This is a genomic window from Marinobacterium halophilum (genome assembly GCF_003014615.1).
Classification (GTDB): Bacteria; Pseudomonadota; Gammaproteobacteria; order Pseudomonadales; family Balneatricaceae; genus Marinobacterium; species Marinobacterium halophilum.
This window is the reverse complement of record NZ_PYGI01000033.1, coordinates 1-18,948: the sequence shown is the minus strand read 5'-3', so window position 1 is coordinate 18,948 and position 18,948 is coordinate 1. Positions and strand designations below refer to the sequence as shown.

Annotated in this window: 15 protein-coding genes and 2 pseudogenes; 9 read left to right on the top strand and 8 right to left on the bottom strand. The window is 55.7% G+C overall.

Annotated features, from left to right (window positions below; genetic code table 11):
* Positions 1–213: pseudogene (locus CLV44_RS17360) on the top strand (hypothetical protein); the annotation flags it as partial.
* Between the two features lie 49 nt (positions 214–262).
* On the opposite strand, the gene CLV44_RS16920 reads toward CLV44_RS17360, so the two are convergent.
* The 4 genes and pseudogenes from CLV44_RS16920 to CLV44_RS16910 all read right to left on the bottom strand — a co-directional run bounded on the left by CLV44_RS16920 (position 263) and on the right by CLV44_RS16910 (position 4,410).
* Positions 263–1,474, bottom strand: coding sequence for an FAD-dependent oxidoreductase (locus tag CLV44_RS16920; RefSeq protein ID WP_245912726.1), 1,212 nt, complete (start codon positions 1,472–1,474; stop codon positions 263–265).
* A pseudogene (locus CLV44_RS17585) lies at positions 1,466–1,627 on the bottom strand (rubredoxin); the annotation flags it as partial. The gene CLV44_RS16920 and the pseudogene CLV44_RS17585, both read right to left, overlap by 9 nt.
* Before the next feature lie 91 nt (positions 1,628–1,718).
* The gene (locus tag CLV44_RS16915) at positions 1,719–3,164 is read right to left on the bottom strand and encodes an aldehyde dehydrogenase family protein (protein WP_106593305.1); all 1,446 of its coding nucleotides are present in this window, start codon (positions 3,162–3,164) and stop codon (positions 1,719–1,721) included.
* 61 nt (positions 3,165–3,225) lie between these two features.
* Positions 3,226–4,410 carry an aromatic ring-hydroxylating oxygenase subunit alpha gene (locus CLV44_RS16910; RefSeq protein ID WP_211298179.1) on the bottom strand — a complete coding sequence of 395 codons (1,185 nt, stop codon included), beginning with the start codon at positions 4,408–4,410 and terminating at the stop codon, positions 3,226–3,228.
* A 400-nt stretch (positions 4,411–4,810) separates the two neighbouring features.
* Between CLV44_RS16910 and CLV44_RS16905 the strand changes: the two genes are divergently transcribed.
* Together CLV44_RS16905 and gcvA are read left to right on the top strand one after the other, a co-directional pair.
* Positions 4,811–6,505: a BCCT family transporter gene (locus CLV44_RS16905; protein ID WP_106593303.1), complete on the top strand. Its 1,695-nt coding sequence runs from the start codon at positions 4,811–4,813 to the stop codon at positions 6,503–6,505.
* A gap of 108 nt (positions 6,506–6,613) precedes the next feature.
* Positions 6,614–7,537, top strand: a complete 924-nt coding sequence (gcvA, locus tag CLV44_RS16900; RefSeq protein WP_170069383.1) for a transcriptional regulator GcvA — start codon at positions 6,614–6,616, stop codon at positions 7,535–7,537.
* A 6-nt stretch (positions 7,538–7,543) separates the two neighbouring features.
* Here the strand turns inward: gcvA and CLV44_RS16895 are convergent, their stop codons facing one another.
* Complete coding sequence (locus tag CLV44_RS16895) at positions 7,544–8,518, bottom strand: LysR family transcriptional regulator (RefSeq protein ID WP_106593301.1); 975 nt, start codon at positions 8,516–8,518, stop codon at positions 7,544–7,546.
* Positions 8,519–8,668: 150 nt separating this feature from the next.
* On the opposite strand from CLV44_RS16895, the gene CLV44_RS16890 reads away from it, so the two are divergent.
* Together CLV44_RS16890 and CLV44_RS16885 are read left to right on the top strand one after the other, a co-directional pair.
* Complete coding sequence (locus tag CLV44_RS16890; protein ID WP_106593300.1) at positions 8,669–9,976, top strand: NAD(P)/FAD-dependent oxidoreductase; 1,308 nt, start codon at positions 8,669–8,671, stop codon at positions 9,974–9,976.
* Positions 9,977–10,013: 37 nt separating this feature from the next.
* Positions 10,014–10,364 carry an ethanolamine utilization protein EutQ gene (locus CLV44_RS16885; protein WP_106593299.1) on the top strand — a complete coding sequence of 117 codons (351 nt, stop codon included), beginning with the start codon at positions 10,014–10,016 and terminating at the stop codon, positions 10,362–10,364.
* A gap of 15 nt (positions 10,365–10,379) precedes the next feature.
* Here CLV44_RS16885 and CLV44_RS16880 read toward each other — a convergent pair whose 3' ends face one another.
* Positions 10,380–12,620: an EAL domain-containing protein gene (locus CLV44_RS16880; RefSeq protein WP_146140032.1), complete on the bottom strand. Its 2,241-nt coding sequence runs from the start codon at positions 12,618–12,620 to the stop codon at positions 10,380–10,382.
* 255 nt (positions 12,621–12,875) lie between these two features.
* Positions 12,876–13,880, bottom strand: coding sequence for an AraC family transcriptional regulator (locus CLV44_RS16875; RefSeq protein ID WP_106593297.1), 1,005 nt, complete (start codon positions 13,878–13,880; stop codon positions 12,876–12,878).
* Between the two features lie 242 nt (positions 13,881–14,122).
* On the opposite strand from CLV44_RS16875, the gene CLV44_RS16870 reads away from it, so the two are divergent.
* The 3 genes from CLV44_RS16870 (at position 14,123) to CLV44_RS16860 (ending at position 17,541) form a co-directional block, all read left to right on the top strand.
* Positions 14,123–15,775 (top strand): AMP-binding protein, encoded by a 1,653-nt coding sequence (locus CLV44_RS16870; RefSeq protein WP_106593296.1) that lies wholly within the window; start codon positions 14,123–14,125, stop codon positions 15,773–15,775.
* Positions 15,776–15,862: 87 nt separating this feature from the next.
* Positions 15,863–16,615: an electron transfer flavoprotein subunit beta/FixA family protein gene (locus CLV44_RS16865; RefSeq protein ID WP_106593295.1), complete on the top strand. Its 753-nt coding sequence runs from the start codon at positions 15,863–15,865 to the stop codon at positions 16,613–16,615.
* Entirely contained in the window at positions 16,612–17,541 is a 930-nt protein-coding gene (locus tag CLV44_RS16860; protein WP_106593294.1) for an electron transfer flavoprotein subunit alpha/FixB family protein, read from the top strand. Before CLV44_RS16865 ends, CLV44_RS16860 begins: the two co-directional genes overlap by 4 nt.
* Positions 17,542–17,574: 33 nt before the next feature.
* Here the strand turns inward: CLV44_RS16860 and CLV44_RS16855 are convergent, their stop codons facing one another.
* Positions 17,575–17,886 (bottom strand): monooxygenase, encoded by a 312-nt coding sequence (locus CLV44_RS16855; protein WP_106593293.1) that lies wholly within the window; start codon positions 17,884–17,886, stop codon positions 17,575–17,577.
* Between the two features lie 106 nt (positions 17,887–17,992).
* Here CLV44_RS16855 and CLV44_RS16850 point away from each other — a divergent pair, with 106 nt between their 5' ends.
* Positions 17,993–18,826 (top strand): M48 family metallopeptidase, encoded by an 834-nt coding sequence (locus tag CLV44_RS16850; protein WP_170069382.1) that lies wholly within the window; start codon positions 17,993–17,995, stop codon positions 18,824–18,826.
* Positions 18,827–18,948: the final 122 nt, after the last annotated feature.

Genomic DNA, 18,948 nt, shown 5'->3' with positions numbered 1-18,948 from the left:
CGTTGGTACAACACCGAGCACCGACACAGCGCCCTGAAATATGTAACACCCGAGCAACGCCATAATGGCGAGGCCAAGAAGGTACTAGACCAGCGCCGACAAGTTCTCGAAGAAGAGAGAGCCAAGAACCCTCAGCGCTGGTCCGGTGACATCCGTAACCTCAGCTTGCCCGAGACGGTAACGCTGAACCCGGAAAAGGCGGCGAATTTTTAAAGAGCAGATGACTTATACGCGACAACTACGTTGACAGTTACCGCTGTGCTTAAGCGACCTGTTCCAGCGGACTGCCGATGCGATCCAGCCAGTACTGACGTTCACTGCCCAGTTCATCGGTGAGCACGAAGCCCTGCAGCTGCTGCTGGGCATCGATGAACAGGGCTCGGGTACCGCGATCGGTCTGTTCGATCTGCCAATCACCATCCAGATCAGCGGCGGGTGCTTGCAGCGTCAGCGGGCAGGCGGGGGTTTTGACGATGACCGGCATCAGCGGGTAATGCGCCATGGTCGGGCGGCCCAGCAGGCCGTCGGCCAGTGCCGGCAGGGCGGCATTAATCGGGGCCAGGTAGGGCAACAGTTGACCGTTGATCTCGGCGCAGTCGCCGATGGCGAACACGTCCGGCAGGCTGGTTCTCAGGCCTCCGTTGATCTTGATGCCACGGTTCACCTCGGCACCGGCGGCGACGGCCAGTTCGGTACGGGCCTTGAGGCCGATGGCAGAGAGCACCAGATCGGTCTCGATCTGTTCGCCGTTTTCCAGCGTCAGGCGGTAGCCTTCGCATTCCCGGTCCACTGTCGCAACGGTGGTGTTCAGGTGCCAACGCACGCCCTTGTCTTGCAGTCGGCTCTGCAGCTGTTCACCCACGGCCTGAGGGATCAGGCGATCCATCGACCAGGCGGACAGGCCGATCACGTCCACTTCGACGCCGGCATTGGCCAGATCGTTGGCGAACTCACAGCCGATCAGGCCGTTGCCGATGATGCTGACGCGCCTGCGGCCCTGCAGATGTTCACGGAAGAGTCGGTAGTCCTGCAGGTCGTTTACGCTGATCACGTCGTCGGCGCCATCGCCGCTCAGCGGCAAGCGGATCGGTGCTGCGCCTTGGGCCAGTACCAACTTGCTGTAGCTCTGTTCACCGGAGGCGGTGGACAGGATTTTGTTCTTGGCATCAATGGCATACACCGGGCAACGGGTATGGATACGGATATTGAGTCGGGCTTCAATGGCCAGCGGCGTTTCCGTTACCAACTCGGCGGCGGCCTTGTCGCGGGTGAGTGCCGTGGACAGGCCCGGTTTGGAATAGTGATGACCATCGTCTGCGGTAAATATGATGATCGGGGTTTGCACATCGCGCTGGCGCAAGGCTTCAGCCAAGCCGTAACCGGCGTAGCCAGTGCCGATGATGACAATTGGCGGCTGCTGGGCGGCGATGTTGATGACCGGAACTTCGACTTTCAGATCCTGGCGGATCTCCATCATTTCAAAGTCGGCCTTGCCGACCAGACAGTCAGGACATTTCCAGTCGTCGGGGACGTCTTCCCAAGGGGTACCGGGAGCGATACCGTCGGCTGGCCAGCCCTTGGCTTCGTCATAAATCAATCCGCAGACGATACATAACCACTTTTTCATGATTCGGCCCTACCTTTCTTATTAGAGATAGGGGTGCCACCGCCGCAGCACCCTTTTTACGTGTTGTTATCTGTTCTTTATCGGCTCTGGTTTATCGAGAGACGCGAATGGCAACGTTTTTGGTGCGTACATAGCTGTACAGAGCTTCCTGACCTTTCTCGCGGCCGTAGCCGGAGAGACGATTGCCGCCGAACGGGGTTTCGATGCCACCGGCAAACCATTCGTTGACAAACACCTGACCGGCATCCAGCGCCTGGGCTGCACGCATGGCACGGCTCACATCCTGAGTGAATACACCGGCAACCAGTCCGTAGTCGGTCGCGTTGGCCAGAGCGAAGGCTTCTGCCTCGTTGTCGAACGGGGTAAGGGCGATTACCGGGCCGAACACCTCTTCGGTGAACAGGCGCATGTCGGTAGTTACATCGGCAAACACGGTCGGCTGTACAAATGCACCGGGCAGACCTTCAACCGCTGCGCCGCCGCAGACTAGGCGGGCACCGTCCTCAACGGCTTGATTACAGATGGTGAGGATACCGTCACGTTGCTGCATGGAGACAACTGGCGTCAGTTCCGGGTTGTCCTTGCCGGCACCGATGCTCAGGCCGGTGGCCAGTTCGGCAACGCGGGAAACCACTTCGTCATAGATATCACGGTGAACCAGCAGGCGTGACATGGCGGAGCAGACCTGGCCGGCATTGAAGAAAATACCCCAGCGCACGCTGCTGATCAGTTGATCGAGATCGGCATCCGGGAAGGCAACGGCGGCGGATTTGCCACCCAACTCCATAATGCAGGGTACCGAGTTTTCAGCCGCGTCGCGCATGATGGAACGGCCTGTCGGCACGGAACCGGTGAATACGATCTGATTGGTTTCCTGGTGTGCGACCAGTGCAGCACCAATTTTGCGACCAGGTCCGGCCAGTACGCTCAATGCACCCTTAGGCAGGCCCGCGCGTTCACAGGCGGTCGCCAGCAGAGTGATTGCCAGTGGGGACAGTTCCGGCGATTTCACGATCACGGCATTGCCTGCGGCCAGCGCAGGCGCCAATGAGCGGGCGCAAATGGAAACCGGGAAGTTCCAGGGTACGATCTGTACCGAGATGCCCTGAGGCTCGTAGATGGTGAAGTCCATGTAGTCTTCGCCCAGCGGGATCGACTTGCCTTCGATCTTGTCGGCAATACCGGCGTAGTACTCGAAGTAACGCGCGGCTTCAGTGAATTCGTCGCGGGCATCATTGATCGATTTGCCGTTCTCACGGGAGGCCAGTACGGCACCTTCTTCTACGATGTTGCGGATCTCCCGGCCGATGCGGTACATCAGTTCGGCGCGTTGTGCCGGGCGCTGGCGGGTCAGCAGGCCTTGCTTTACGCACGCGCGGGCAGCCTGAATCGCCTTCTCGGCATCGTCAACGGTGGCGCTTGCGATGGTGGCGAAGACGCTATCAGTGGACGGGTCACGCACGTCGATAGCGGTGGTGCTGTCTTTCCATTCGCCACCGATGAAGTTGAGCCAGTGTTGAGTATCGTTGTTCAGCATTGAATCTGTCCTCTGTGCAGGGTCAACGACCCGGCGAGTGTTGCCGGGCCGGACGGGGCGATCAGTCGTTGTTGACGGCGGCGTACTTGTCGGCGACCCAGCCATGGAAGTGGTGGGTCGGGCCATCCAATACCGGCGAGAATACGCCGCCCGTGAAGCCCGGTGACTGACGACCGGCCTGCATGCCTTCAACGGCAAAGATGTCTTCACCGAATACCACTTTCCAGGCTTCCAGCTGGGAGTGGCGGCAGGCGGCATATTCATCACCGCAAGACTCCTCACCGACATAGAAAAGACGCAGGTTTTCGACCGTCAGGTCCTTCTTGCGTGGTTCCAGAATGATGGCGAAGAAATGGTCGGCCTGCATGCCGAGCAGCACGTTGGGGTACAGGGATATGTACTCGGCATGACGCAGACGGTCCTGCGGCCAGTTCGGGAAACGGGGCAGGCGGGTGCCGGCGACGTCGGACAGGTTGTAGTTGTAGCTGCCCTGGCCGGACATGTCGTCATTGACTATCAGGTTATAGTGCTGGTCCAGCGGCGAGTAGGTGTTCAGGCTCGGGTGTACCCACGGCAGGTGGTAGGCTTCGCAATAGTTCTCGATCGCCAGTTTCCAGTTGCAGTTCACTTCCAGCTGCATCTGACTGCCGGTGGGGGCGATGTGCAGGTTGTCCCAGCCATCCTTGCCGCAAAACTCGCTCCAGCGCTGTACAAGCGGTGCAATATGATCTTCAAACGGCTGCGCGTTGCCGGACAGGTTGATAAAAACGATGCCCATCCAGACATGGGAGCGGACCTGGCGCAACCCGTGCTTTTCGCAGGCAAACCCTTCCGCCTTGTGTACGCCAACACCACCGATGTGCGGGGTGCCTTTCAGGTTGCCGTTCAGGTCGTAAGTCCAGGAGTGGTAGGGACAGCGCACCATGCCTTCCACTTCGGTCTCTTCAGTCAGCAGGATCATGCCACGATGACTGCAGACGTTATGGAATACGTTGAACTCGCCATCACGGTTGCGCATGATCGCCAGCGGCAGGCCCATGAAATCGACGGGTTTGGCAAAGCCATTGTTTGGCAGGTCACTACTGTAGCCAATGGCGGCCCAAGTTTTGCCCAGAACTTCATCACGCTCCAGTTCAAACAGGCTGTCGTCGATATAGACCGCGTTGGGCATACCGGCGGCTTCGGCCAGAGGCTTGCGCACGTCGTCCAGGGTTTCCATTGGGATGATGTGAGATTTTATTGTCATGTTGTCTCTCTCCACATTCCGCCAGTCATGGCTGTGAGGTTTTGCGAAAAAGCCGGTTTCATTGACAGAGCTCAAGAAAATGCCGACTGCTGTGGAGCGGATATTAGTGACAGACATGAAAGTGCCGCAAACGATTTCTGCGCCCTCAATTCATTACAAAAACTCATGACTCATTCTGAGGGCTTATGCTGCGGTTGCGAAATGAAATTATTCGAAAGGACATTCATTACCAAAACTCATTACCCCATTCGCAAATTTGGTTTGATGCAGATCAAACTTTTCTGGACGATTGCGCAACTGCCTCAAGCAGAGGTTGTTCAGTCCCCCCGCATGTGCTGAACAGCGAGTGCCCGGTGAAATGCCCGGTGCTGACAATAATAATTAGATGGAGACGATCGCAATGAAACACGACTCCGGCCTTGTACGGGGCATCGACCCGACCGTCACGGTGATTTCCAAAATTCTGGTAATCGGCTTCGTGATCTTTTGTGGCCTGATGGCAAAGGAAGCAGGCGCTTTCTTTCAGCAGGTATCCGATATGGTGCTTACCAACTTCAAGTGGTTTTATCTCACCGTGGTCAGCGGTGTGCTTTGTCTGCTGGTGTGGTTGATGCTAAGTCGTTACGGCCATATCCGCCTCGGGCGGGATGATGAAACCCCTGAGTTCAGTTACCGCTCTTGGCTGGCGATGCTGTTCAGTGGTGGTATGGGGATTGGCCTGATCTTCTGGTCGGTGGCCGAACCCATGTGGCATTACGCGGGCAATCCCTTTGCCGAGCAGGGCATGACCAATGAAGCAGCGGCTGCGGCCATGCGGTTGACTTTCTTTCACTGGGGACTTCACCCTTGGGCGATCTTTATTATCGTGGCGTTGACCATGGCGTACTTTGCCTACCGCAAAGGGCTGCCACTGACCATGCGCTCAGTGCTCTATCCGCTGATCGGTGATCGTATCTACGGCCCCATTGGCCACACCGTTGATATCCTGACCGTCGCCATTACCGCGTTTGGTGTGTCTCAATCACTTGGGCTGGGCGTGGTGCAGATGAACGCCGGTCTGAACAACGTACTGGGCATCGAGATCAGTGTGGGTAATCAGTTGATTATGATTGCCGGTATCAGTTTTCTGGCGATTCTGTCAGTACTATCTGGCGTTGGGCGAGGCATCCGCCTGCTGTCCGAGTGGAACATGTTGCTGTCGATTCTACTGGTACTGGTCGTGTTGGCGCTCGGCCCGACCCGTTACATCCTCAACACTTTTATCGAGGGCACCGGCGATTATCTGAATAACATTGTGTCGCTGAGTACCTGGAGCGATGCGCAAAAAGATAGCGGCTGGCAAAACTGGTGGACCGCATTTTACTGGCCTTGGTGGATGACCTGGTCGCCGTTTGTAGGCATGTTCATTGCGCGTATTTCCCGTGGTCGTACCATTCGTGAACTGATCATTGGTGCGCTGATCGTGCCAACTATCGTGACCTTTATCTGGATGTCAGTGTTTGGCGGTTCCGCGTTGAAAATGGAGCAAGATGACCGTGTGGCGCATCAGGCGCAGGTCGAATCTGGTCTGTTGGTGGGGGAAGCGGCTGAGTTCAAGGGCGGTGATGTACTATTGGCGACCAAGGCCGACACCACATCTGCAGTCTTTACGCTGTTCGAGAAAATCGACAATGGTTTCCTCGGCCAGATGCTGAGTCTGATGGTGGTGGCACTGCTGGCGACCTATTTCATCACTTCGGCGGATTCAGGCACCTTGGTGCTCTGTACATTGAACTCGAGGGGTAGCCTGGAGCCACCGATGTTGTTGCGAGTGATATGGGGCGTGATGCAGGCGTTCATTGCCGGTGGTTTGCTCTATGCCGGTGGACTCAAAGCGGTGCAAACGGCGTCGATCATTGCCGGTTTGCCAATTGCGGTACTCACGCTGGTGATGTCGGTCAGTTTGCTCAAGGCTTTGCGCACTGAGCAGTTGCACCTGCATCCGTTGCCGGGACGACAGGCATCGAAGCCTGAGCCGACAGTACAGGACGATGCGGTGCCAGCTACGTATATCGCTGAGCCGGGCCCTGTATTGCTGCGTGCCAGTGGTGATTGAAGGGCGTTGATCGTGAGTTGTTGAACGCACAGTCTATAATACCGTCAGACGGGGCCCGGTTCGCCGGGCCTTTTTAATAATAACCCGTTGTCAATAAAGGGGCTGAAGTTGAAAATAAAACCCCTCCCACCATTGAACAGCCTCGTTGCCTTTGAATCGGCCGCCCGTTATCTGAGTTTTACTCAAGCGGCGATGGAGCTGAATGTGACCCAAGGTGCCATCAGTCGTCAAATTCGCCTGCTGGAAGATTACCTGGGCCGTTCATTGTTTATCCGCGACAAACGCAGCCTGTCATTGACACAAACCGGTGAAGAGTATTTTTTCAGCGTGCAGCAATCCTTGCAGCTGTTGGCCAATGCAACCGGCGAAGTGCTCGAATGGCAGGATAACAAGCAGATCACCGTAGTGACTTCCAATGCAATGGCGTCGCTCTGGCTGTTGCCACGGCTGGCCGACTTTCAGGATCGGCATCCGGATATCGATGTGCGTATTTTTGCCAACGATACGCTGAAGGGGGTACGCCCTTCGGAATATGATGTGGCCCTGTTTTATTACCGCAAGCCGCCAGCAGGAATGGTGGCGACACCCTTGTTCAGTGAGCGTGTATTTCCGGTATGTAGCCCGCTGTTTCTGGAAAAGCAGACACTGGTGCAGCCGGAAGATATTTTCGGTACAACCCTGTTGTGGCTGGACTCAAGCAAGGATTGGTTGGGATGGGCTGAATGGTTTCAGCAGATGGGGGTCAAACCGGCGCCGCCGAAGCGCCGTTTGAACCTCAACAATTATCCCATGCTGATTCAGGCCGCGCTCAATGGCCAAGGCGTGGCATTGGGTTGGGAACAACTGATTTGTAACTACATTGAGAGTGGGTTGCTGGTGCGGCCTGTGCCAGTGGAGCTGAACACCGAAGCCTGCTTTTACATGCTGGAGCCGGACATGACCTTGCGGCGCAAGCCCGGTGTTGATGAGTTCCGCACCTGGCTGTTGGAGCTGGTGGCTGCGGAACAGTTTGAGCAGCGGGCTGGCGAATAGTCAGCCTCAATTCGTAGCCAGTACATCGCCACTCAACCAGGGTGCCCGGATTTGCAGTTGTTGCAGAATCCGCTCTGTCATCAGTTGGCATATATGTCGCGCAATCTCGGCCGGAATATCGCCCAGTTCGTTCTGCCGTGCCAGCAGATGCATCTGCCGTGCATGACGGCTATTGTCCAGCGGCAGTATTTGTATACCTTCTGTTATTGGCAATACCTGTGCCAGACAGAGCGCGCTGATGATGCCCCAGCTGTGACCATCTCGGACAAAATTCATCAGCGTATGGGTGTCGTCGGTTTCATAACGTACTTGTGTCAACACGCCCATGCGGCGGAGCGCCACTTCGGTCATGGCCCCAATATGGGTGTTGCGGCCATAGCGAATTAACGAATGCTCATGTGCCAATACCGCCAGGGCGTCCCGAGGTGGCAAGTGGTGGCTGAAAGCGAAACTATCCGGCAATGCCAGTAGCAATGGGTCGCGGAACAGAGTGTGCCGCTCCAGCCCTTCAATATCATCCAGTGGGTCATTCGACACCAAAATGTCCACTTCTCGATTCAGAAATGACTGCACCAGAGAGGGCGTTAGCCCGCTGCGCAGAGTCAGCTGTTCGATGCGCTGGTCCATCTGTGCAATCAGGCGGCTGCCGAATACCTCCGAACACGAGGTGACTAGCCCAAGGCGACATTGGGTCAAGCCTTGTTGAGCGGCGTCGCGTACAGATTGTGTCAGTCGACGCAGGTCGCCGATGATGGTATCGGCATGTTGTTTCAATACCAATCCGGCGGCGGTCAGTCTCAGTGGTCGGGTGCGCCTGATCACCAGTGGTGTGCCCAGCTGGCTTTCCAGCTGCTTCAGCATCTGCGAGACGGCAGACTGGGTCACGTTCAGGCGCCCGGCGGCGTCGGTCAACGAATCGGCTTCGGCGAGGGTAACAAAGCAGGACAATGCATGGGTATCGATCAGTGAGATAGGGTTCATTGTATAAGCTGTTCTTATGATAGTTCTTAGATTGGTTAAATATAGTCTTTTTGTGTAGAAAAATTAATGCTTGGTGGAATAATAAATCCATGTAAGGCCGCCCTTGTGGGCAGCCGATTATCCGTACAACTGAAGCCGAGTATTACAATAATGATTCTTCCCCGGTATGACAGACGTTGCGGCTGGTATGAACAGCTTGATTTCATTTCTGATTTTCCTGAGGTCACTACGGACATTCGTGTCGACGTACTGGTTATCGGTGCCGGTTTTGTCGGCTGTGCCGCGGCTCGGCGCATGGCCGAGAACCGTCCAGATACCAGTGTTATGCTGATAGATGCCATTAAGGTGGGGCAGGGAGCCTCGGGGCGCAATTCGGGCTTCGTGATTGATCAGCCGCATAAGCGGGATCTGGAAAGTGGTGACGAACAGCTCAAGCAGAAGATCGTCGGGCTCAGTCGGGTGGCGCTGGAATACCTTGAAACCCAGATCGATCGCTATGGCATCGACTGCCAGTGGTCGCATGCGGGCAAGTATCAGGCAGCGGTTGGTCCGCGTGGGCGCAAGCATTTGGACCATTATGAGGCCTTATTGAAAAAGGGTAATGAAACCTACCGGCGTCTGGACAAAGACGAGATGCGGGAGGTGTTCGGGACTAATTTTTATTCGGCGGCGATTCATACACCGGGCGGTGCCTTGATGCAGCCAGCGGCGCTTATGCGCGGATTGGCGGATCACATGCCGGACAATGTTCAGGTGGCAGAACGTACGGCGGTAACCTCGATTGCGCGTAACAAAAGAGGTTTTGAGGTACGTACAGAGAAAGCGCGAATCCAGTGTCGTCAGTTGATTCTAGGCACCAATATCTTCACCGCCGAGTTGGGTTATATGGCTGACCGTATTCTGCCGATCATGACCTTCGCTAGCATGACGGCACCGCTCAACAATTCACAGTTGAAACGCTATGGCGGCCAGTTGGACTGGGGTATTACCCCGGCAGACCACGGGGGGACCACGTTGCGTATGACCCAGGACAAGCGTTTGATCGTGCGCAATTCCTACCGTTATGCGCATGATTACAACACACCACAGGCGCTGATTCCCGGCATTGCCGCACGTCACCGTGACGCTTTTGATCAACGCTATCCGCAGCTTAACGATGTGGAATTCGAATACACCTGGGGTGGGGCAAGCGGCTTGTCAGCGAACTTTGAAACTTATTTCGGTGAGTTGGAGCCGGATGTGTTTGCGTCTTGCTGTGATCAGAGTGTGGGCGCGGCCCGCGGCACCATTTCCGGCATGATGCTGGCCGATATGGCCTGTGGCAAGAAAACTGAATTGCTGCACGATATGCAGAGCGTATCGGGTAACCCGTCACGTTTGCCACCCAAGCCGCTGTTACGCATTGGTGTGCCGGTGCGGTTGGCCTATGAACGCTTCGCCAGCCGCTCAGAAGTCTGAACGCAAATTACCTAGACCCCTTTGAATGGAGAATTCAATGTCCGCAAAATTGATCAAGGGCAGCAGCCTGAACTATATGCACCGTGGTGGCCCTCCTGGCGATGCCGGTGTGGCTCGTGCAGTCAGCACCGACCTGAGCGCCACGATGGGGGCCGGTGTTGCCCACTTTGATGCCTGCTCCATCAGTTGGACAGTGCTGTACGACGAAGTGATTTACGTGATTGACGGTATTTTTCGTTTGGTCACGAATGAAGGGGTGTTGGAAGGAGAGGCCGGTGACATCATCTGGGTACCAGAAGGCACCGCATTGAAGTACGAAGGCGAACACGCCCGTATCTTCTACGCTGTATATCCGGGCAACTGGAAAGAGATTCACGGCCTAGACTGAGCACACTGCCCCTGCTCAGCAGTTCAACGCAGTTTTGGCTCGGCTCCTGCCGGAGTAGGAGAGCTTGGTCAATTCCTTGGGCACCTGAGCGATCAGTTCGGGTGCCGGCATGCTGATCAACTCACCCTGGGAGAAGTTGATGCCGAGCCGTAACACTTCCATCTGAATGGCCTCGCAATGCACATACTCGGCCACGGTTTCCATTTTCATGCTGCGCGCCAGTCCGACAATACCGCGCACCACCCGACGAGCGTTGGGGTCTTTGTCTAGGTTGCGGATCAGGCTGCCGTCGATCTTGATGATATCGACCTGCAGCTGTAGCAAATGCTCGAAATTGGAGTAACCAGTACCGAAATCATCGATGGCGATGCGGCAACCGCGCTTTTTGACTTCATCCACAAACGTCCGTACCTGATCATAGTTTTCGATATTGGCTGATTCCAGCAGTTCGAAAATAACCCGTGAGCCCACACCGGTTTCATCTAAACGTTGCAGAATAAACTGCGTTAGCTCTGCCTGCTGCAGGTCAGTGTAGGACAGGTTGATGGAAAACTGCATCGGCGAATCGGTAAAGCGAACAAAGCACTGTTCAACCATGACGCGGGTGATATGTCCTTCAAGGCGCAGTTTTCCCGCGACACCGAGAAATTTTCCCGGACTGATCACGCCACCGTCGTTATCCATCATGCGCACCAGACACTCATACTTGTCTATATGGCCAGTGGTGTTGTTCAGGATCGGCTGGAACCAGGCGACCAGACCCTCAGTATCGAGGGCGTCACGCAGTTTTCCAGCCCATTTCTGATTGTATTCAAATTCCTGCTCCAGCGGCTCCGAGCCATCATATACGCAGCAGTGCAGACCCTTTTCACGGGCTTCACGCATGGCTTCGCGGGCATGAATGTAGAGACTGTGCTCGCGTGGCGCATCGAACCAGGGGACGGCCGCACTGACCGTCGCGCTCAAACCGATTTCGTGGTTTTGCCAATGGATCGGTGTCTGACGGATGAAACCCAGTATCTGCTCCAGTTGTGCTTGCACCATTTCGGGCCTGCGCCGGGGCAGAGTGATGGCAAATTCATCACCCTGAATATGGTAGAGCTCTCCGCCTTTGTTTTCGTCACTGGACATGAATGATTCAAGGCGAAGCGCAACTTCTTTTAGAATAAGGTCGCCACAATGATCGCCAAATAAACCATTTACTTCGCGAAAACGGTCCAGGTTGATCAGAATCAGGCTTACGGATTTGTCCCGTTCCAGGTTCTGCAGCAGGCGGGAACGGTTGGGAAGACCGGTCAGTTTATCAATGTAGGACGCGCGCAGGCTGCGCAGGGCAGGCACCAAACGGCTCAGACCGAGTACGGTCAATAACATGATCGCTGCACCAAGATAGATGAGGTAGCTTTTGCTACGCTCACGCAGTGCCTGTAACGGTGCTTCCAGCTCGGTATGCGGGATGGCCACGGCAAGGCTCATTCCGTTATTTACCGGCGCGTAGTAGAGATCTGCAGGGTGTGTAGGTTTGTCCAATGTCAGCTGTTCAAAGCCCGTTTGAAAAATGGTCATGGGGGTTTGTTGTTGGGCTGCCAGCATCAGGCTCTTGGCATAGCTTCTGCGTTGGTCCAAATACTCTGGTGCTAATTGCCGGCCACTACGGTCCGTCAGCCAGATCAGAGTACCTGCCGTTGCTTCCGCTTCAGTCGCCAGCGCCAGGATTGCATCCAGTTTCCAGTCCAGGCTGATCAGCCCGCTCAGTTGGCCGTTGGTGGATAGAATGGGTTTCACCAGGGTAACGACCGTATCACCCGTGACCGGATGGCGGTGAGCAGGGCTCCACCAGACACTCTTGGCATCAGGCCGGGTGGTGAGCGTATTGGGTAGTTGCTGTAGCCACAACGGTAACGCAGTCTGCGTCATTACGCGGGGGAACTGGCCATCCAGATACAGTGCCAGTGATGCCTGCTTGACGGGCCAGTCATAAACTGTAGCTCCCGCAAGATCCTGAGACCATTTCAGGGTGTGTTCCAACGGAGCCTTCAGGGTGTTGATGTCAATGCTGCCGGTGCCGCTGGCAGGTTGATCCAACAGGGCATTGGCACGTCGCTCAAGTTGATCAGCCCGCGTGTTTATATTGTTTACTGCAGTGTCAAAACGGTACAGCACCCATTCCTTGAGCTGCCCGGAAACGGCGCGCTCGGTCGTGTCGACGGTGATGTGGGTATAAAACCAGAACATTGACCAGGATATAAGAGCCAACAGAAAGATACTTGATAGAACGGTACGTTTGGAACCGCCGTCCCTATATTTGATTCTTTGCTTGATCAACTGAACAGGCCTCCTGCCTTGCAGTACTGCAGCCGTCGGCAACAACAATTAAATGAATGTTTTATTATGCCTGAGCAGCAACGGATTACTATGGTTCAAAAGATGATCTTGATCAGTGAGTCGGCCTGCTCCAAAAATATTAACACAGCGTAGGTGGCTGTATTTTCTGGTTTTTCTGTATTCAACTCAGGCTTCCTGTTTACGGTAGGCCAGCGGGCTTACCCCGGTCCAGTGCTTGAAGGCCCGTGAAAAAGCGCCTGGCTCGGCAAACCCCAGCTGGCTGGATATATCACTAATGCTCAGGTTCTGCCGAGTCAGCATCATGATAGCCTGATCGCGGCGCAGGTTGTCCTTGATCTTTTGATAGGACGTACCTTCTGCCTTCAATTTGCGCGACAGGGTGTAGGACGTGGTGTGCAGCTGTTCCGACACCCAATCCAGATTGGGCAGGCCTCCTTGGTCAAAACTTTCCAGTAGGCCGCGAACCTGTGTACTCAGGCTGTGGTCTTCGTCGGTCCAGATCAGCAAATCGCGCGGCGAGCTGATAATGAATTCGTCCAGTTCACGCGGCGAGCGGGTAACCGGCATGCTCAGGTAGTTACGACTGAAAAAGATGCTGCTGCGCGGCTGTTCAAAGTGGCATTCGCAGGGGTAGATAAAGCGGTATTCATCAAAATGTGCGGGCAGCGAGTGGCTGAAAGTGGCATGACTGAGCACGATTTTGCGTCCGATGAGCCAGCCGATCAACCGGTGCCAGACCATCAGCAGCCATTCGACCAGGAAGTTGTCCGGGTCCAGATCAGGACGGTGGTGGGTCATGCTCAGTTCCACTTCTTCACTGCTCAGATCCAGACGGATCTCGATATCGTCCGAGAACAGTCGGTAGCAACGAATGCTTTGCTCGATCACTTCCTGAAGGTTGCTGCTGTGAACCGCCAACGATCCCATCAGATGAAAGTGGCCGACTTTGCACGGTGTTGACGTCAGGCCCATGAATTCGTCATCCAGCTCTCGCCAGATCAGACGAAACAGACGGATGAACTCACCGGTACCGATGCGCGCCTTGGGTTGACGAATGACATCGGGATCGATTTCGCAGGCCGCCAGCAAAGCATCCACGTTGCGTCCCTGAGTACGGTAGCCCTGCAGCATGGCACGAGCATAATGAGAAGAAAACGTCAGGTTATTCATAGGCTCTACTGCAGATGAGGAGGTGGGCCTGCATGCTCAACTGCTTGTTTTTCAGACAATTAAGCGTTGCAAAAAATGTCAATTTATCTGTTGGAAGTTGTCATTCTGTCATCCCTGTCGATTGCATTAACCTGCATTCATACGCGACGAATAAGGGAAATCCCTTGTTTGTTACCGGCTGCTGTATGCGCCACTTATCAGGATGGTGGCAAGCCCCATTAGAACAATAAACAGGTTTCAGTATGGACAACACCAGCTATAACGATTTCATCAAAGACTTCACACCGGAGTCGATCATACAGAACTTCGTGGGTGATTTTAATGCAGGCATCAATGTCTGCGAGGAGATCTGCGACCGCTGGGCAGATGACCCCGCCAAGGTGGCGCTGCGGTATGAATTGGTCGATGGCACCCATGGCGAGCTGACCTTCAAGGAGTTGATGCAACGTTCGGCGCAGTTTGCCAACTTTCTGACCGCACAGGGAATAGGCAAGGGCGACCGTATCGCGGCGTTGTTAACCCGAACCCCGGAGCTGCTGATCGCTGTATTGGGAGCCCTGCGTGCCGGTGCGGTCTACCAGCCGCTGTTTACCGCTTTTGGCTCGGGTGCCATCGAGTACCGGCTGCAGAAGGCGCAGACCAAACTGATCATCACCAACACCGAGCAGTGGTCTAAACTGGCGGACGTGAAGGGTCTGCCGACTACCTTGTTGGTGGCGGATGACAATGATCCGCTGGCGGCCGAAGCTGACTTCCTCTATCACCAAACCCTGAATCAGCAATCTGATCAGTTCGAACCGGTGAAAATCGGTGCGGACGACCCCTTTCTGCAGATGTTCACCTCAGGCACCACCGGCAAGTCCAAAGGGGTGACCATCCCGACCAAGGCGTTGCCGGCGTTTTATGTGTACATGCGTTATGCGATTGGTCTGCGTGATAGCGACAACTTCTGGAATGTGGCCGATCCGGGTTGGGCTTATGGTCTGTATTACGCGGTGGTAGGGCCACTGTTGTTGGGTTGCACCACCCACTTCAATGAGGCGGGTTTTACGGCCGATAACACCTTCGAGTTCTTGCGCAAATACAAAATTACCAATCTGGCGGCGGCACCGACGGCGTACAGGATGCTCAAGGCGAATGAAAAACTGCTGGCGAATTATCCCGAGATTGATCTGCGGGTGGCCAACAGTGCGGGTGAGCCGCTGAACCCCGAAATCGTGACTTGGGTGCAGCGGGTATTCGGCTGTCTGGTCTGTGATCAGTACGGCCAGACCGAAACCGGCATGACCTCGGCCAACTTCCATGAATTGGATCATCAGTTCCGCGATGCCAGCATGGGTTATCAGTTGCCGGGATACCGCCTGGTAGCACTGGATGCCGATTTCAACGAAGTGGGCCCGGGTGAAAGTGGCGAGCTGGCAATCGATATGGACAACTCGCCCCTGTATTTCTTCCAGGGTTACACCTGGGGTGAGAAAAGCCCGTACTTCGACCGCTACTACCTGACCGGTGATGTGGTGATCAGTAACGGTGACGGGTCCCATTCCTATACCGGTCGTGACGACGACATTATTGCGTCTGCCGGTTATCGCATCGGTCCGGCGGACGTGGAAAGCACGCTGCTGGAACACGAAGCGGTGGTGGAGAGTGCGGTGGTCGGCAAGCCGGATGACAAGCGTGGCAGCATTGTAAAAGCCTATGTAGTGACCCACGCACATGTGGATGCGGACGCGGCACTGGCTGAAGCACTGCAGCAGCATGTGCGCAACCGCCTGTCCACCCACGCCTTCCCGCGTGAAATCGAATTTGTGCAGGAATTGCCGAAAACCTCCAGCGGCAAGATCCAGCGCTTCCTTCTGCGTAAGCAGGCGGCGGAAGAGACTGTGGTGGAGTAATCCATCATTAGCAGCCTTCCAGAGTGAGGCTTTGAGGTTCGCAAGAACCTCCTTTTTCCAGCCGTTAGCACAACACAGGTAATAACGATGAAAGTACTGGTAGCTGTCAAGCGCGTGATCGATTACAACGTCAAGGTTCGGGTCAAATCAGACCGTTCCGATGTCGATCTGGCCAACGTCAAAATGGCCTTGAACCCCTTCTGTGAAATCGCCGTGGAAGAAGCCGTCCGCCTGAAAGAAGCCGGAGCCGCTGAAGAGGTGGTGGTGGTGTCTATCGGCAGCAAGGCTTGTCAAGAACAGTTGCGCACCGCGCTGGCTCTCGGTGCCGACCGTGCCATCCAGGTAGATGCACCGGATCAGCTGGATTCCCTGTCCGTGGCCCGCATTCTGCAAAAAGTGGCGGAAGAAGAATCGGCTGACCTTATTTTGCTGGGCAAGCAAGCGATCGATTCCGACAATAATCAGACTGGGCAGATGCTGGCGGCGTTGATGGATCGTCCTCAGGCAACCTTTGCCTCTGAACTGGTGATCGAGGGCGAAACTCTCAAGGTAACGCGTGAGATCGATGGCGGTCTTCAGACGCTGAGCCTGAAACTGCCGGCGGTGGTGACCACCGACCTGCGTTTGAACGAGCCGCGTTACGCTTCCCTGCCCAATATCATGAAAGCCAAGAAGAAGCCGCTGGACGTGAAAACCCCGGAGGAGTTGGGGGCTCAATTGGCGGGCGGAGTCGAGCTGGTCAGCGTCGAGCCGCCGGCAGAGCGCCAGGCGGGTATCAAGGTCGGCTCGGTTGAGGAGCTGGTGGACAAACTGCGTAACGAAGCGAAGGTGGTCGCATGAGTATTCTGATCATTACCGAACATGATAATCAGTCCCTGAAGCCGGTCACGCTGAATCTGGTGACCGCGGCACAGCAGATCGGCGGCGAGATTGATCTGCTGGTGGCTGGTGAAAACTGCCAGGGTGCTGCCGAGGCAGCTGCGGCTGTTGCGGGTGTACGCAAGGTCATTGTGGCGGATAACGCTGCTTACGCGCACCAGTTGGCGGAAAATCTGAGCAAGCTGGTGGTGGAACTGGCCGAGGGCTACAGCCATATTCTGGCACCGGGCACCACAACGGGTAAAAATGCACTGCCACGGGTTGCCGCTCTGCTGGGCGTGAATCAGCTCTCCGATGTTATCGGGATCGAAGCCGCCGATACGTTCAAGCGTCCGATCTATGCCGGTAACGCCATCGCCACCGTCAAGTCGGCCGATGCCGTCAAGGTGATGACCGTGCGCGGGACCGCTTTTGACGCTGCCGAAGCAACCGGCGGCAGTGCCGCGATTGAAGCCTGTGGCAGTGTGCATCAGCATGCTGATGTCAGCTTTGTTGATGAAATGCTGGCCAAGTCCGATCGACCGGAGTTGACGGCAGCTTCCGTGGTGGTATCCGGTGGTCGAGGCATGGGTAACGGTGACAATTTTGAGCTGCTGAACAAGGTCGCCGACAAGCTGGGCGCGGCGGTGGGTGCATCGCGTGCGGCGGTTGATGCGGGGTTTGTACCCAACGACATGCAGGTGGGCCAGACCGGCAAGATGGTGGCGCCAGAGCTCTATATCGCCGTCGGTATCTCCGGTGCCATCCAGCATCTGGCCGGGATGAAAGACTCCAAGGTGATCGTGGCGATCAACAAGGATGAAGAGGCGCCGATCTTCCAGGTGGCCGATTATGGCTTGGTGGGCGACCTGTTCGAGGCCGTTCCCGAGCTGGAAAGCCGCCTCTGATAGTGCCTGGGTACTGAATGGCCGGGCCGGACGTTAGTGTCCGGTCTGGCCATGATTGATGGCGGTCAGGGTCTCGTTGATCGCAAAGATACGGCTGCGAATGTGCGTCGCACCCATCGCTTCGACCCGTTGTGTATGCATTGCCTGATAGGCTTCTGCCGAGGCTTTATCGGCGAAATGATAGATCCCGCCTGCTTCCCCCGTTTCCGTATTCTCGGTCCAGATCTTGGAGATAAAGCCCGCTTCCTGGTTGATGGACTCGGCCAGCCCGCGTGCTGCCTCGGTCAGGTTGTCACCGAGACTATCGGCGGGCATGCTAAAATCGATTTGCAAAATGACAGCCATACATTAGACCTCGCTAAATGAAATTTGCACAAGCTTAATGATCTTCGGCAGTCGCGACAATAGCGGGATAACAGTCCTCACCAGCGGTGGGGCGAGGGAGAACTGAATGTTTGCAGGTATGTTGAAGCGGACCGGGCTGGTTGCGTGTTTGTCACTGACCGCGGCTGGCTGTGCAGTCTCGCCGACAGGAGAAAAGACGTTACTGCTCAATTCACCTTCGCAGATGAACTCTCTGGGAAGCCAGTCGTTCGAGCAGATGAAGGAAAAGACACCGATCGAAAATGATGCGCGTATCAATCGCTATGTTCAGTGTGTAGCCGATGCCATTGTGATGCAGGTGCCGTCCGAGTACGGCTACACGCCCAGTGACTGGGAATTGATCGTGTTCAAGGATGATGCCGTCAACGCGTTCGCCTTGCCAGGGGGCAAAATGGGGGTTTACACCGGTATGTTACAGGTGGCGGATAACCAGCATCAGCTGGCATCCGTGATCGGCCATGAGGTGTCCCATGTTTTGGCGCAGCACAGTAATGCGCGCATGAGCCAGCAGCAGCTGACCCAACTGGGTATGGCCGCTACCAGTATTGTGCTGGCGGACCGTGTGGACTCCAAGACCCAGCAGGCGGCGATCATGGCGCTGGGACTAGGTGCGCAATACGGCATTCTGCTGCCCTACAGTCGTCAGCATGAGTCTGAAGCCGATACGCTGGGGCAAGAACTGATGGCCAAAGCCGGTTTTGACCCGCGTGAAGCGGTGGCGCTGTGGCAGAAGATGGCACAGAAGGGCGGTGCAACACCACCGGAACTACTATCGACACATCCGGCTCCCGGCACCCGCATTCAGCAGTTGGACCGCCAGGTGCAACGTTACATGCCGCTCTACCAGCAGGCGCAGGCCGCCGGGCGTCGCCCCAATTGTGAGCGGCTCAAGCCGCGCTGATTCAGCTTTGGCGCAGGGCATAAAAAAGGCTATGTCTGAGTTAGTTGTTGTGGATATCGCTCAATAGCTTCTAACAAACATAGCTCAGCTGTTATTCCAGTAGAATAACGTTCCAGCATCCG

Excerpts from the sequence above, each read along its gene's own strand:
- CLV44_RS16920 (WP_245912726.1), bottom strand. The coding sequence starts at position 1,474 with ATGGAGATCCGCCAGGATCTGAAAGTCGAAGTTCCGGTCATCAACATC.
- CLV44_RS16915 (WP_106593305.1), bottom strand. The coding sequence starts at position 3,164 with ATGCTGAACAACGATACTCAACACTGGCTCAACTTCATCGGTGGCGAA.
- CLV44_RS16910 (WP_211298179.1), bottom strand. The coding sequence starts at position 4,410 with ATGACAATAAAATCTCACATCATCCCAATGGAAACCCTGGACGACGTG.
- CLV44_RS16905 (WP_106593303.1), top strand. The coding sequence starts at position 4,811 with ATGAAACACGACTCCGGCCTTGTACGGGGCATCGACCCGACCGTCACG.
- CLV44_RS16895 (WP_106593301.1), bottom strand. The coding sequence starts at position 8,518 with ATGAACCCTATCTCACTGATCGATACCCATGCATTGTCCTGCTTTGTT.
- CLV44_RS16890 (WP_106593300.1), top strand. The coding sequence starts at position 8,669 with ATGATTCTTCCCCGGTATGACAGACGTTGCGGCTGGTATGAACAGCTT.
- CLV44_RS16885 (WP_106593299.1), top strand. The coding sequence starts at position 10,014 with ATGTCCGCAAAATTGATCAAGGGCAGCAGCCTGAACTATATGCACCGT.
- CLV44_RS16875 (WP_106593297.1), bottom strand. The coding sequence starts at position 13,880 with ATGAATAACCTGACGTTTTCTTCTCATTATGCTCGTGCCATGCTGCAG.
- CLV44_RS16870 (WP_106593296.1), top strand. The coding sequence starts at position 14,123 with ATGGACAACACCAGCTATAACGATTTCATCAAAGACTTCACACCGGAG.
- CLV44_RS16865 (WP_106593295.1), top strand. The coding sequence starts at position 15,863 with ATGAAAGTACTGGTAGCTGTCAAGCGCGTGATCGATTACAACGTCAAG.
- CLV44_RS16860 (WP_106593294.1), top strand. The coding sequence starts at position 16,612 with ATGAGTATTCTGATCATTACCGAACATGATAATCAGTCCCTGAAGCCG.
- CLV44_RS16855 (WP_106593293.1), bottom strand. The coding sequence starts at position 17,886 with ATGGCTGTCATTTTGCAAATCGATTTTAGCATGCCCGCCGATAGTCTC.
- CLV44_RS16850 (WP_170069382.1), top strand. The coding sequence starts at position 17,993 with ATGTTTGCAGGTATGTTGAAGCGGACCGGGCTGGTTGCGTGTTTGTCA.